This is a genomic window from Herbaspirillum sp. UBA812, from assembly GCF_002296545.1.
GTDB classification, from domain to species: Bacteria; Pseudomonadota; Gammaproteobacteria; order Burkholderiales; family Burkholderiaceae_D; genus Herbaspirillum; species Herbaspirillum huttiense.
Genome location: NZ_DBIC01000280.1, coordinates 1 through 13,633 on the forward strand (window position 1 = coordinate 1; position 13,633 = coordinate 13,633).

Here is a 13,633-nt window from a genome sequence, read left to right on the forward strand (position 1 = left end):
TCGATATCCTCGGCCGTGAGGAACAGGTATTGCGGGCAGCTCTCGGCATAGATCTGCGCGCCCAGCAGCCTGGCATTGCGGATGGTCTGCACCGTCTCGGCCCCGGCCACGTGCACGATCAACACCGGCACGCCGATCAGACGCGACAGCGCAATGGCACGCTGGCTGGCTTCCGCCTCGGCCAGAGGGTCATGCGCCACGGCGTGGAACTTGGGCGCGGTATGGCCCTGGTCCAGCAGGCGCGAGGCGAGCCAGCGGATCATGTCGTGGTTCTCGGCATGGATCATCACCAGCGCCCCTTCGCGGCCGGCCAGCGCCATCACGTCCAGCAACTGGTAGTCATCAAGCTTGAGGGCGTTGTAGGTCATGTAGACCTTCAGCGAGGTGATGCCATCGCGGATGGCTTGCGGCAGGTCGTGCTGCAGGGCCTGCTCGTCGGGGTCGGCCAGGATCAGGTGGAAACCATAGTCGATCACCGCCTTCTCGCGGGCACGCTGTGCATAGTCGGCGATCACGTCGGGGATGCGGTTGCCGCGATGCTGGGCCGCGAACGGGATGATGGTGGTGGTGCCGCCAAATGCCGCCGAGACCGAGCCCGAATAGAAATCATCGGCACACATCATGCCCATGCCGGAGAGCTGCTCGATGTGGCAATGGCTGTCGATGCCGCCAGGCAGGACCCAGCGTCCGGCGGCGTCGATGTCCTCGCGTCCCGGCGGCAGGTGCGGCGCGATGCGCGCGATCACGCCGTCCTTGACGCCAATGTCGGCAAAGAAGGTCTCGCGGTCGGTAGAGATGCGGCCGTTGCGGATGGTGAGGTCGAAGTCCATGCGGGAGTCTTGAGGTCAGAAGGTTCCGGGATAGGCACCGCCATCCAAGAGCAGGTTTTGTCCGGTGACAAACCCTGCCTGGGCGCTGCATAGCCAGGCGCAGGCGTCGCCGAATTCGGCAGGCTGGCCGAAGCGGCGGGCCGGGTTGGCGGCGCGGCGGGCCGCCAGCACCTCTTCGGCCGACTTGCCGCTGCCGCGTGCGCTGGCCGCGGCCGTCGTCAGCAGTCGCTCGGTCTCGAAAGGACCGGGCAGCAGGTTGTTGATGGTCACGTTGCGGGCCACGGTCGTTCTTGCCAGGCCGGCGACGAATCCGGTCAGCCCGGAGCGCGCGCCATTGGACAAACCGAGGATGTCGATGGGTGCCTTCACCGCGCCGGAGGTGATGTTGACGATGCGGCCGAAGCCACGCTGCATCATGCCATCCACGGTGGCCTTGATCAGTTCGATGGGTGTGAGCATGTTGGCATCGATGGCCGCGATCCAGTCCTCGCGCGACCATTCGCGAAAATCGCCCGGCTTGGGACCGCCGGCGTTGGTGACCAGGATGTCCGGCGCGGGACAGGCGGCCAGCGCCAGTGCACGGCCCTCGGGCGTGGTGATGTCGCCCGCCACCGTCGTGACGGTGGCCCCGGTGGCCGCGCGTACCTGCTGCGCTGCGGCTTCAAGGACTTCGGCCCCGCGTGCGGTCATGGTCACGGCCACGCCCTCGCGTGCCAGCGAGATGGCACAGGCCAGGCCCAGGCCTTTGCTGGAGGCACATACCAGGGCGCGTCGCCCGCTGATTCCCAGATCCATCGGCGGCTCCTCAGTGGATGGCCAGCGCGCCGCGCTGATCCAGGTCCAGGCCCACGCGGGCGATCACGGCTTCCAGTTCGCGCTCGGTCTCGGGATCGATGCGCATGCCCGGCGAGCGGATGGCATCGCTGCCGATGACGCCGCGCTTGCGATAGACATACTTGCGCAGCGACAGGCCGATCTTGGGCTGGAACTCGTAACGGATCAGCGGGCAATACTTGTCGAAGGTCGCTGCCGCACCCGCCAGGTCACCGGCGGCGAACTGGTCGTAGATGCGGACCAGGATCTCGGGGAAGGCAAAGCCGGTCATGGTCCCGACCGCGCCACGCTGCAGCTCTTCCAGGAAATACACGCCACCCAGGCCGCCGAAGATGCGCATCGATTCACCAGCCAGGTCGCGGATGCGGCTGATCTTCTGGCCCACCGGCGGCTCTTCCATCTTGATGAAGTTGACGCCGCCCTCGCGTCCCAGGCGGGCAATCACCTCGGCCTTGATCTCGGTCCCGAAGGAATCGGGGAAGTCATGGATCACGACAGGAATGGACAGGGCTGCAGCCAGCGACTTGTAATAGTCGAACTGCACCGCATCCGAAGCCATGTCCAGGGGTGCCGCGAAGACCGCCGCCGCGCCCGCCTCGGCCGCTTCCGTGGCTTGCTCGATGGCACCGGCCAGGCCCAGGGCGCGCACGCCGACCCAGACCGGCACCCGTCCTGCCGCACACTTGACGAACGTTGACGTCACCGCGCGGCGCTCGGCATTGGAGAGCTTGTGCGCCTCCCCCAGGAAACCGAGGATGGCCAGGCCCGAGACGCCGGCTTCGATCTGGAACTCGACCAGCGTAGCGATGCTGCCCAGGTCCAGTGCGCCATCGGCGGTGAACGGCGTGGGGCAGATGGTGTAGACACCGCGCGCAGTGGCCAGCGCGGAAGCAGGGGCAAGAGTTGAAGACATGCGCGACGTTCCATGAAGAGAGTGTGGACACGGCGGCCCGCCTGAGGGCGGACCGGAGAAGTTGGAAACGATTGTCGTGGAGTCATCTGCGCTTGTCGCTTGCCTTTTTGTGTGCTTGCCTTAACGTCGTGTTAATCGCCGGTTCCAGCCGATATGTTCGTTTCTTCATCAGGCAGGCCATATCCCTGCGCCCGCACCAGCTGCTGCAGTTCAGCAATGAAGGCTTGGGTCAATTGCGAGAGCGGCTCGGTTCGCACATGCACCAGGTTGGCCCGCAAGATGGGGGCGCGCGCCACCGGCCGCACCACCATCTGGCTGGTGCCGGCCCAGCTGCGCACCGAAAACTCATCGACCAGCGCCACCCCCGCCCCCATCTGCACCAGCGAACAGGCGTTCTGGGGCGAGCCCACTTCCATGATGGGGCGCAGGGGCTCTTCCTCGGTCTGGTAGAAGCGTCCGACGATGCCGCCGAAGGGCGAATCGCGGTTGTAGGAGATCAGCGGGAATGGCCGCAGATCGGCCAGGCTCAGCGTGCCGCGCCGGGTCAGCTCGTGGTTGTAGGGCAGCACGCAGACCAGGCGGTTGCTGCACAGGGGCGTGACCTGCAGGCTGGGGTGTTCCATCGGCAGGATGATGATGCCCAGGTCGGCCTGGCGCGACAGCAGGCGGTCCTTGAGGTAGCCATAGTTGAGACAGTGGAAGGTCAGCTTGACCTCCGGATGGCGGTTGCGGAACAGCGCGATGGCCTGCGGGATCAGCATCTGCCCGATGCTCGGGCTGGAGACGATGTTGAGAATGCCACTGCGGTTTTCCGACAGGTCGGTGGCCAGCTCGTTGACGCGCTGCACCGCCTGATACACATGTTCCACTTCATGGAACAGCTTCTTGGCTTCGGGCGTGGCGTACAGCCGGCCCTTGATGCGTTCGAACAGGGCGAAGCCGACCCGTTGTTCTGTGTGGGAGAGCAGGCGGCTCACCGCCGGCTGCGAGACAAACAGCAATTGCGAGGCACCGCTGATGGAGCCGGTCGTCATGACCGCGCGGAACACCTCGATCTGGCGCAGGTTCAGTGCCATGGATCCTCATCGCGCATAACAGCATGTTAAGGGGAACACACAAATGAGCAAGGAGCATGCCCGTCGGCCTGGGGTAGAGTCGTTGCCTGTACTGACTCCTGTTTTGCGAGAAACCATCATGTCCCTTGTCCCGGCCGACGGCCCTGCCCTGTTCGTCATCAATCCCAATAGTACGGCCGCCGTCACGCGCGGCATCGATGCGGCCATGACGCCGCTGCGCATGGCCGGCGGACCGTCCATCGAATGCCTGTCGCTGCCCTCGGGACCGCCCGGCATCCAGACCCAGCAGGACGTGGACAACGTGGCCCCGCAGCTGGTGGCGCTGGCGCGCTCCTTGCGTGCCCGTGCGGGGGCTTTCGTGATTGCCTGCTATTCCGATCCCGGCCTGCACGCGGTACGCGAGGCGGTGGACGTGCCGGTGCTGGGCATCATGGAAAGTGGCGTGCTGACGGCCCTGACACTGGGCCAGCGCTTCGGCGTCATCGCCATCCTGCCGGGCTCGATCCCGCGCCATCTGCGCGCCTATGGCGCGATGGGCGTGCAATCACGGCTGGCGGGCGAACTGGCCATCGGCCTGAACGTGACCGATCTGGCCGACTATGACCGCACGCTGGCCCGCATGTGCGAGGTAGGCCTGCGCCTGCGCGATACGCAGGGTGCCGACGTGATCGTCATGGGCTGCGCCGGCATGGCGGTCTATCGGGACGCCTTGCAGGAAGCGCTGGGCATACCCGTGGTGGAACCCAGCCAGGCAGCAGCGGCCATGGCCATCGGCCGCATCAAGATGAACTGGCATGGTGCCTGAGGACCGATATGAATGAAAATACCCAGCAACTGATCGAGCAACTGCGCAGCATCGTGGGGGACGCCGGACTGGTCACGGCAGCTGACGAGCAGGCTTCGTACGTGAAGGATTGGCTCAACAAATGGCAGGGCCGCGTCGCCGTCGTGGTGCGCCCGGCCGACACCGCGCAAACCGCCGAGGTGGTGCGCCTGTGCCACCAGACCCATACCCCCATCGTCACCCAGGGTGGCAACACCGGCATGAGTGGCGGCGCTACGCCCGACGACAGCGGTGCCCAAGTGATTCTCTCGACCACGCGCATGCACCGCATCCGCGCAGTGGACCCCATCAACAACACCATGACGGTGGACGCCGGGGTGATCCTGGCCCATGCACAGGAAGCGGCGCGCGCCGCAGGACGCTACTTCCCGCTCAGCCTGGGGGCCGAAGGCAGCTGCACGGTCGGCGGCAACCTGGCCACCAATGCCGGAGGAATTGCGGTACTGCGCTTTGGCAACATGCGCGAGCTGGCACTGGGCCTGGAGGTGGTGCTGCCCGATGGCCGCATCTGGAATGGCTTGCGCGGCCTGCGCAAGGACAACACCGGCTACGACCTGCGCGACCTGTTCATTGGCTCCGAAGGCACCTTGGGCGTGATCACCGGCGCGGTACTGAAATTGTTTTCGCAACCGCACGCGCGCGCTACCGCCTGGGTCGGCTGCGACAGCCTGGCGCAGCTGGCCGAGCTGCTGGCGCGCACGCGGGCGCGCTGCGGCGACCGGCTGGTGGCTTTCGAGATGATGTCGGCCGCCTCGCTGGCGCTGGTGCTGCAGCACGTCACAGACACCCGCGCGCCGCTGGCGCAGCCGGCTCGCTACAACGCCCTGATCGAACTGGCCGATACCGAAGACCTGGGCTTGCAATCCATGCTGGAGGAGCTGCTCGGGCAAGCCATGGAAGATGCGCTGGTCACTGACGCCATGCTCTGCTCCAACGGTACCCAGGCCGCCGCCCTGTGGAAAATCCGCGAGGGCATTTCGCAGGCGCAGGTACGGGCGGGCAAGGTCATCAAGCACGACATCGCCCTGCCGATCTCGGCCATCGCCGAGTTCGTGGACCAGGCCGAGCGCGCGATCGCCGCTTGCGGGCTGCAGGCCGAGCTCATCAACTTCGGCCACCTGGGCGATGGCAACCTGCACTTCAATGTGATGATCCCGCTGTCCTCTTCTTATGACGAGGTCAGGCAGGCCACGTTGCTGCTCAACAGACTGGTGCACGACCTGGTGACGGAAAAACAAGGCAGCATCAGCGCCGAACATGGCGTGGGCCAATTGCGGCGCGACGAACTGCGGCACTACAAGTCGCCGCTGGAGATGGAACTGATGCTGCGCATCAAGCAGGCGTTTGATCCCAACCTGATCATGAATCCGGGCAAGTTGCTCTAGCCGGAGAATGACGCAGGCGAAAACCGTGAATGCACGAAAAAAATGGCGGACCCGAGGGTCCGCCATTTTTTTCATGCAAGACGCTGCGCTTACTTCTTGCGCTGCGGCGGCAAGTCCGTGCAATGCCCTTCGGCGACTTCAGCGGCCATGCCCAGCGATTCACCCAGCGTCGGGTGCGGGTGGATGGTCTTGCCGATATCGACGGCGTCCGCGCCCATCTCGATGGCCAGCGCCACTTCGCCGATCATGTCGCCTGCGTGCGTACCGACGATGCCGCCACCGATGATGCGATGGGTCTCGGCATCAAAGAGCAGCTTGGTGAAACCTTCCGAACGGCCATTGGCCACGGCGCGACCGGAAGCGGCCCACGGGAAGTGGCCCTTCTCGATCTTGATACCCTTGGCCTTGGCTTCGTCTTCGGTCACGCCGACCCATGCCACTTCCGGATCGGTATAAGCCACCGAGGGGATCACGCTGGCGTCGAAGAAGCTCTTCTCGCCGGCAATCGCTTCAGCAGCCACGTGGCCTTCGTGCACCGCCTTGTGTGCCAGCATGGGCTGGCCCACCAGGTCGCCGATGGCGAAGATGTGCGGCACGTTGGTGCGCATCTGCTTGTCCACGGCGATGAAGCCGCGATCGGAGACGATCACGCCCGCCTTGTCGGCCGACAGCTTCTTGCCGTTCGGGCTGCGGCCCACGGCCACCAGCACCAGGTCGTACAGTTGCGGCTCGGGTGCGGTAGCACCGGCTTCAGCGGCTTCGAAAGTCACCTTGATGCCTTCGGGCAGGGCTTCCACGGCGACCGTCTTGGTCTTGACCATGACGTTGTCGAAGCGTTTTTCGTTGAACTTCTGCCAGACCTTGACCATGTCGCGGTCCGCGCCTTGCATCAGGCCGTCCATCATCTCGACCACGTCGATGCGTGCGCCCAGGGTGGAATAGACGGTGGCCATTTCCAGGCCGATGATGCCGCCGCCGATGACCAGCATGCGCTTGGGTACCTGGCGCAGTTCCAGCGCGCCGGTCGAATCGACGATGCGCGGATCCTGCGGTACGAACGGCAGGTTCACCACGGACGAACCAGCGGCGATGATGGCGTGCTTGAACTGCACCACCTTCTTGCTGCCGTCTTCAGCGGTGACTTCGATGTGGTTGGGGCCGGCGAACTGGCCGTTACCACGGACCACCTGAACCTTGCGCGCCTTGGCCATGCCGGCCAGGCCACCGGTCATGGTGCCGATGACCTTGTCCTTGTAGGCGCGCAGCTTGTCGATGTCGATCTCGGGCTTGCCGAAGGTCACGCCGTGCGAGGCCATGGCGGCGGTCTCGTCGATCACGGCAGCCACGTGCAGCAGGGCCTTGGAGGGAATGCAGCCGACGTTGAGGCAGACGCCACCCAGGGTCGCATCGCGCTCGACGATGACGGTATTGAGGCCCAGGTCGGCCGCGCGGAAGGCAGCCGAGTAACCGCCAGGACCACCACCGAGCACCATGACGTCGCACTGCACATCGGCGCTGCCGCCGAAGCTGGCAGCGGCCGGTGCCGCCGCCGGGGCGGCGGGCGCAGCAGCAGGCGCGGCAGCCGGAGCGGGTGCAGCGGCCGGTGCCGGTGCGGCAGCCGCTTCACCAGCGGCTTCCACCATCAGCAGCAGGGAGCCTTCGGCGACCTTGTCACCGACCTTGACCTTCACTTCCTTGACCACGCCGGCCTGGCTGGACGGGATTTCCATGCTGGCCTTGTCGGATTCGACGGTGATCAGCGACTGATCCACCTTGATGGTGTCGCCGACCTTGACCATCACCTCGATGACTTCGACTTCCTTGAAATCCCCGATATCGGGGACCTTGACTTCAGAGAGACTCATTGTCCTGACTCCGTAATGTTCGGTGGTGGCTTAGAGGAGCGACTTGCGCAGATCGCCCAGCACGTCGGCCAGGTAGGCCGAGAAGCGCGCGCCCATGGCGCCGTCGATGACACGGTGGTCATAGGACAGCGAGGTCGGCAGCATCAGGCGCGGCACGAACTGCTTGCCATCCCACACCGGCTTGGTGATCGACTTGGACAGGCCCAGGATGGCCACTTCCGGCGCATTGATGATGGGCGTGAAGGCAGTACCGCCAATGCCACCCAGCGAAGAAATGGTGAAGGTCGCACCTTGCATGTCGGCCGGCTTCAGCTTGCCATCGCGGGCTTGTGCGGACAGTTCGCCCATTTCGGTGGCGATCTGGCCGATGCTCTTCTGGTCGGCGTTCTTGATGACCGGGACCACCAGGCCATTCGGGGTATCGGCGGCGAAGCCGATGTTGTAGTACTTCTTCAGGATCAGGTTCTCGCCCTTCTCGTCCAGGGACGCATTGAAGGCCGGGAATTTCTTCAGGGCCGAGACGCTGGCCTTGATGACGAAGGCCAGCATGGTCAGCTTGACCGGCGACTTGGCCTTGGCGAAGGCGTCGTTGGAGGTCTTGCGGAATTCTTCCAGCTCGGTCACGTCGGCTTCGTCGAACTGTGTCACGTGGGGAATCATGACCCAGTTGCGATGCAGGTTGGGGCCGCTGATCTTCTTGATGCGCGACAGCGGTTGCAGTTCGGTTTCACCAAACTTGCTGAAGTCCAGCGACGGCCACGGCAGCAGGTTCATGCCAGAACCGCTGCCATTGGTCGCCGGTGCGGCAGCGGCCACCGAAGTGGAACCGGCCATGACGCCCTTGACGAAGTTCTGCACGTCCAATTGCAGGATGCGGCCCTTGGGACCGGTGGCCGGCACGCGCGAGAGGTCCACGCCCAGTTCGCGGGCGAACTTGCGCACGGAAGGCGAAGCGTGGGCCTTGCCGCCGGTGCTGGTAGCCGATGCGGTAGCGATGGCAGGTGCGGCAGCAGCGGCCGGCGCAGGGGCTGCAGCAGGAGCCGGTGCAGCGGCCGCAGCGGCTGCAGGTGCGGCGGCGGCAGGAGCCGCGGCAGCAGCCGGTGCGCCACCCGCAGCTTCGATGGTGGCGATGATGCTGCCCTTGGCGACCTTGTCACCCAGCTTGATCTTCAGTTCCTTGATGACGCCGGCGTGGCTGGAGGGGATCTCCATGCTGGCCTTGTCGGATTCCACGGTCAGCAGGGATTGCTCTGCCTTGACGGTGTCGCCGACCTTGACCATGACTTCGATGACTTCCACTTCCTTGAAGTCCCCGATATCAGGGACTTCGATCTCGATGGTGCCACCACCGGCGGCGGCAGGCGCCGCGGCCGGAGCAGGGGCCGGTGCGGAAGCCTGCGCGGCGGCCGGTGCAGCGGCGGCTGCTTGCGGTGCGGCGGCAGGGGCAGCCGCAGCGCCCTCGCCTTCGACGATCACCAGCAGCGAACCTTCGGCGACCTTGTCACCGACCTTGACCTTGATTTCCTTGACCACGCCGGCCTGGCTGGACGGGATTTCCATGCTGGCCTTGTCGGATTCAACCGTGATCAGCGACTGGTCGACCTTGATCGTGTCGCCGACCTTGACCATCACCTCAATGACTTCGACTTCCTTGAAATCGCCGATGTCCGGGACTTTTACTTCGACTTGACTCATCTGATGCGCTCCGTTGTTCTGTTCCCAGGCACTGGGCCGGGAGAAGTATTCGCTTGGGGCAGGTGCTGCCTGAGCAGCGGACCTCCCCGTTGGGGTGGCAGTTCCAGACACGACACATCCCCGCGATCAGCAGGCTGAGGCGGGGATGGTCGGTCAGGCAGTCCTTACAGGGTCACCGGGTTCGGCTTGTTCGGATCAATGCCGTATTTGGCGATGGCTTGCGCCACCACTTCCGGCTTGATCTTGCCTTCATCGGCCAGCGACTTCAGGGCGGCCACGGTCACGAAGTAACGGTTCACTTCGAAGAACTCACGCAGCTTGGCGCGGGTGTCCGAACGGCCGTAACCGTCGGTGCCCAGCACCTTGTAGGAACGGCCCTTCGGCACGAAGGCGCGGACCTGCTCGGCGTAGGTGCGCATGTAGTCGGTGGAGACCACGATCGGGCCTTCGCTGCCTTCCAGCGATTGCTCGAAGTAGCTCTTCTTCGGCGCCTCGGCCGGGTGCAGCATGTTCCAGCGCTCCACGTCCTGGCCATCGCGGGCCAACAGGGTGAAGGACGGTGCGGACCAGACGTCGGCGTCGACCTTCCAGTCATCGCGCAGCAGGTCGGCTGCGGCGATGACTTCGCGCAGGATGGTGCCCGAACCCAGCAGTTGCACGCGCAGCTGGTTTTGCTTGCCGCCTTCGTTCAGCAGGTACAGGCCCTTGACGATGCCCTCTTCCTGGCCCGGCTTGATGCCAGGGTGGCCGTAGTTCTCGTTCATCACGGTGATGTAGTAGAACACGTCTTCCTGGTTGGCCACCATGCGGCGCAGGCCGTCATGGATGATCACGGCGACTTCGTGGGCGAAGGTCGGGTCGTAGGGGATGCAGTTCGGGATCGCCGAGGCGAACACGTGGCTGTGGCCGTCTTCGTGCTGCAGGCCTTCACCGTTCAGGGTGGTACGGCCGGCCGTGCCGCCGATCAGGAAGCCGCGAGCGCGCATGTCACCGGCTGCCCATGCCAGGTCGCCGATACGCTGCAGACCGAACATGGAGTAGTAGGTGTAGAACGGAATCATCACGCGGTTGTTGGTCGAGTACGAGGTCGCCGCAGCGATCCACGAGCTCATGCCACCGGCTTCGTTGATGCCTTCCTGCAGGATCTGGCCGGCCTTGTCTTCGCGGTAGTACATCACCTGGTCCTTGTCGACCGGTTCGTACAACTGGCCGACCTGGCTGAAGATGCCGATCTGGCGGAACAGGCCTTCCATACCGAAGGTACGGGACTCGTCGACCATGATGGGCACCACGCGCTGGCCCAGGTTGGGGTCGCGCAGCAGTGCGGTCAGCACGCGCGAATAGGCGGCGGTGGTGGAGATCTCACGGCCTTCGGCGGTGGGTTCCAGCATGGCCTGGAAGGCCGACAGTTCCGGCACCGGCAGCTTTTCGTCGGCGTGGACGCGGCGCTGCGGCAGGTAACCGCCCAAGGCCTTGCGGCGCTCGTGCAGGTACTGCATTTCCGGTGCGTCGTCAGCCGGCTTGAAGAACGGGATGTTGGGCAGCTCAGCGTCCGAGATCGGCAGCTGGAAGCGGTCGCGCATGGCGCGGATGGCTTCGTCGTCCAGTTTCTTGGTGTTGTGCGCGGTGTTGCGCGCTTCGCCGGCCTTGCCGAAGCCATAGCCCTTGATGGACTTGGCCAGGATCACGGTCGGCTGGTCCTTGGATTCCTGGGCAACCTTGAAGGCAGCATAGATCTTGTGCGGGTCGTGGCCGCCGCGGGTCAGGCGCCAGATGTCGTCATCCGACATCTTGGAGACCATTTCCAGCAGCTTGGGATGCTTGCCGAAGAAGTGCTTGCGCACGAAGGCGCCGTCCTTGGCCTTGTAGTTCTGGTACTCGCCGTCGACGGTTTCCATCATGACCTTCTGCAGGATGCCGTCCTTGTCCTTGGCCAGCAGCTCGTCCCAGCCGCTGCCCCAGATGACCTTGACCACGTTCCAGCCGGCGCCGCGGAAGTCGGACTCCAGTTCCTGGATGATCTTGCCGTTGCCGCGCACCGGGCCGTCCAGGCGTTGCAGGTTGCAGTTGACCACGATGACCAGGTTGTTCAGCTTTTCACGGCCGGCCATGCCGATGGCGCCCATCGATTCCGGCTCGTCCATCTCGCCGTCGCCACAGAAGGCCCAAACCTTGCGGTTGTCGGTCTTGGCGATGCCACGGGCGTGCAGGTACTTCAGGAAGCGTGCCTGGTAGATCGCCATCAAGGGGCCCAGGCCCATCGAGACGGTCGGGAACTGCCAGAATTCCGGCATCAGCTTGGGGTGCGGGTAAGACGACAGGCCATGGCCGTCGGCTTCGCGGCGGAAGTGGATCAGCTGGTCTTCGGTCAGGCGGCCTTCCAGGAAGGCGCGCGCGTAGATGCCGGGCGAGGAGTGGCCCTGGATGTACAGCAAGTCGCCACCGTGCTCTTCGGTCGGGGCGTGCCAGAAGTGGTTGAAGCCGATGCCCAGCATGTTGGCCAGCGACGCGAAGGAAGACAGGTGGCCACCCAGGTCGCCATCCACGCGGTTGGCCTTGACCACCATGGCCATGGCGTTCCAGCGCATCCAGGAGCGCAGGCGCTCTTCATATTCCAGGTTGCCCGGGCAGTGCTCGCCCTGGTCGGCCGGAATGGTGTTGACGTAGGCAGTGTTGCTGGAGAAGGGGATGTGGGCACCACGGCGGCGCGCCAGATCGACCATGCGTTCCATCAGGTAGTGGGCGCGGTCCGGGCCTTCCTTTTCGATCACGGCTTCGAGGGCGTCAAGCCACTCCTGGGTTTCCATCACATCGGGATCGTTGGCGGCCTGCGCCAGAACTTGATCGATTTGGGCTGACATGTCATGTCTCCTGGTTGTTGAGAGATCCGTCCGGTCGGGTGGACCAGGCGGGTCGGTCGGTTCATTCGGTACGCAATGCCGCCGGCAGGTGTTGCAGGAAAAGCGCCATGTGTTGCCTGTGCTGCAATCCTTCCCGGCCCGTGGGGCAAGGCGTTGGAGGCGAAACAGGCTTAAATGTACGGTCTTCCAGCCGTGTGGACGACGAATTTTATCAGGGAATTTTTGATTTTCAAATTACGATAATCAATTTCATAATGCGAAAATATGCTGCAAAGCGGCATGAATAGGGGCTTCCAGGGCCTCGTATTTTTACTATATGCCCCTGTGAGCGAGGGTTTCTTGCCCTGTTTGCAATGCCGCAAAGACTGCCAGGAGAGCCTCAAACGGCATTTTTCGCACCATAAAAGTGAACGGAAAGAATTGCCAAGGCAGCAATGACCTGCCTTTCCGGCCGACAAGCAAAAACGCCTCGTCGAGGGACGAGGCGTTGCCATTTTGTATATCGTTCAGGAATTGCCCACCATAAATGAAGCGGAAGGTCCGGTATCAGATGGCGATATTGCCCAGGGTACTGGCCCGGTAGGCGGCCACGAAGGTATCGAAGTCGCCGACCTGAGTGCGCTCGATGTCGCGCTGGGCATCCAGCGAAGCCTGGGCGATGGCCACGAAGTCAGCCGTCTTGGTGGACGAGAGCGGACGGGCGATCAGTTCGGCGGCCTGGCGCTGGCTGGTGGCCAGGGTATAGGCCGGGAAGGAATTGCCGGCTTCGCGGATCTCGCGCAGTACGCGCGCCGAGGGCGTGCTGTCGGGATCGGCCAGCTTGGCGCGCTGCACGGCCAGGCTGTCGCGGTGCTGGGTGCCGCCGAGATGACGGTCCAGCAGCTCGGCGACCGGTTCCATGCGGTCCAGCAGTTGCTGGCCCCAGTCGGTGAGCAGCAGGCTTTCACCCTTGAATTGCAGCTTCAAGCCGGGGCGGCGGCCTTCCTTGACGGTGGCCAGGAAGTTGGCACGGTTTTCCACGCCCTCCTCGTCAGAGGTCAGACAGCTCGATTCCAGCGCCAGGAAGTGCAGGAACACATCCATGAAACGCGCCGCTTCCAGGCCGATGCCCAGCGGATTGAAGGGATCGATATCCATGCAGCGCACTTCCACATACTGCACGCCGCGCGCCGACAGCGCCTGCACCGGGCGCTCGCCGCTGTTGATGACGCGCTTGGGGCGGATCGCCGAGTAGAACTCGTTTTCGATCTGCAGGATGTTGGTATTGATCTGTACCCATTCACCGTCGCGCTTGGTGCCAATGGCTTCATACGGCGGATACGGCTCCCCG

General features: G+C 64.2%; 9 protein-coding genes and 1 pseudogene. 2 read left to right on the top strand and 8 right to left on the bottom strand.

Features of this window, described 5'->3' with window-relative positions:
- From B3873_RS19265 to B3873_RS19280, 4 genes are all read right to left on the bottom strand, one after another.
- Positions 1–830 (bottom strand): amidohydrolase family protein (locus B3873_RS19265; RefSeq protein ID WP_286868298.1); only part of this gene is annotated, 830 nt, incomplete at its 3' end.
- Positions 831–845: 15 nt separating this feature from the next.
- Positions 846–1,625 carry an SDR family oxidoreductase gene (locus B3873_RS19270; RefSeq protein WP_286868300.1) on the bottom strand — a complete coding sequence of 260 codons (780 nt, stop codon included), beginning with the start codon at positions 1,623–1,625 and terminating at the stop codon, positions 846–848.
- Between the two features lie 10 nt (positions 1,626–1,635).
- The gene (locus tag B3873_RS19275; RefSeq protein WP_286868302.1) at positions 1,636–2,577 is read right to left on the bottom strand and encodes a dihydrodipicolinate synthase family protein; all 942 of its coding nucleotides are present in this window, start codon (positions 2,575–2,577) and stop codon (positions 1,636–1,638) included.
- A 131-nt stretch (positions 2,578–2,708) separates the two neighbouring features.
- Positions 2,709–3,653 (bottom strand): LysR substrate-binding domain-containing protein, encoded by a 945-nt coding sequence (locus tag B3873_RS19280; protein ID WP_121038419.1) that lies wholly within the window; start codon positions 3,651–3,653, stop codon positions 2,709–2,711.
- 118 nt (positions 3,654–3,771) lie between these two features.
- Here B3873_RS19280 and B3873_RS19285 point away from each other — a divergent pair, with 118 nt between their 5' ends.
- Both B3873_RS19285 and B3873_RS19290 read left to right on the top strand, forming a co-directional pair.
- The gene (locus B3873_RS19285) at positions 3,772–4,458 is read left to right on the top strand and encodes an aspartate/glutamate racemase family protein (protein WP_286868303.1); all 687 of its coding nucleotides are present in this window, start codon (positions 3,772–3,774) and stop codon (positions 4,456–4,458) included.
- A gap of 8 nt (positions 4,459–4,466) precedes the next feature.
- Positions 4,467–5,882, top strand: coding sequence for an FAD-binding oxidoreductase (locus tag B3873_RS19290; RefSeq protein WP_286868305.1), 1,416 nt, complete (start codon positions 4,467–4,469; stop codon positions 5,880–5,882).
- 89 nt (positions 5,883–5,971) lie between these two features.
- Here the strand turns inward: B3873_RS19290 and lpdA are convergent, their stop codons facing one another.
- From lpdA to B3873_RS19310, 4 genes and pseudogenes are all read right to left on the bottom strand, one after another.
- The gene (gene lpdA, locus B3873_RS19295) at positions 5,972–7,747 is read right to left on the bottom strand and encodes a dihydrolipoyl dehydrogenase (RefSeq protein WP_276839445.1); all 1,776 of its coding nucleotides are present in this window, start codon (positions 7,745–7,747) and stop codon (positions 5,972–5,974) included.
- 30 nt (positions 7,748–7,777) lie between these two features.
- Positions 7,778–9,442, bottom strand: a complete 1,665-nt coding sequence (aceF, locus tag B3873_RS19300) for a dihydrolipoyllysine-residue acetyltransferase (RefSeq protein ID WP_286868308.1) — start codon at positions 9,440–9,442, stop codon at positions 7,778–7,780.
- 164 nt (positions 9,443–9,606) lie between these two features.
- Positions 9,607–12,303: a pyruvate dehydrogenase (acetyl-transferring), homodimeric type gene (aceE, locus tag B3873_RS19305; protein WP_286868310.1), complete on the bottom strand. Its 2,697-nt coding sequence runs from the start codon at positions 12,301–12,303 to the stop codon at positions 9,607–9,609.
- Between the two features lie 546 nt (positions 12,304–12,849).
- Positions 12,850–13,633, bottom strand: a pseudogene (locus tag B3873_RS19310) (glutamate--cysteine ligase); the annotation flags it as partial.

Coding starts and splice junctions, on each gene's coding strand:
- B3873_RS19280 (WP_121038419.1), bottom strand. CDS start 3,653: ATGGCACTGAACCTGCGCCAGATCGAGGTGTTCCGCGCGGTCATGACG.
- aceE (WP_286868310.1), bottom strand. CDS start 12,303: ATGTCAGCCCAAATCGATCAAGTTCTGGCGCAGGCCGCCAACGATCCC.
- B3873_RS19285 (WP_286868303.1), top strand. CDS start 3,772: ATGTCCCTTGTCCCGGCCGACGGCCCTGCCCTGTTCGTCATCAATCCC.
- lpdA (WP_276839445.1), bottom strand. CDS start 7,747: ATGAGTCTCTCTGAAGTCAAGGTCCCCGATATCGGGGATTTCAAGGAA.
- B3873_RS19290 (WP_286868305.1), top strand. CDS start 4,467: ATGAATGAAAATACCCAGCAACTGATCGAGCAACTGCGCAGCATCGTG.
- aceF (WP_286868308.1), bottom strand. CDS start 9,442: ATGAGTCAAGTCGAAGTAAAAGTCCCGGACATCGGCGATTTCAAGGAA.
- B3873_RS19270 (WP_286868300.1), bottom strand. CDS start 1,625: ATGGATCTGGGAATCAGCGGGCGACGCGCCCTGGTATGTGCCTCCAGC.
- B3873_RS19275 (WP_286868302.1), bottom strand. CDS start 2,577: ATGTCTTCAACTCTTGCCCCTGCTTCCGCGCTGGCCACTGCGCGCGGT.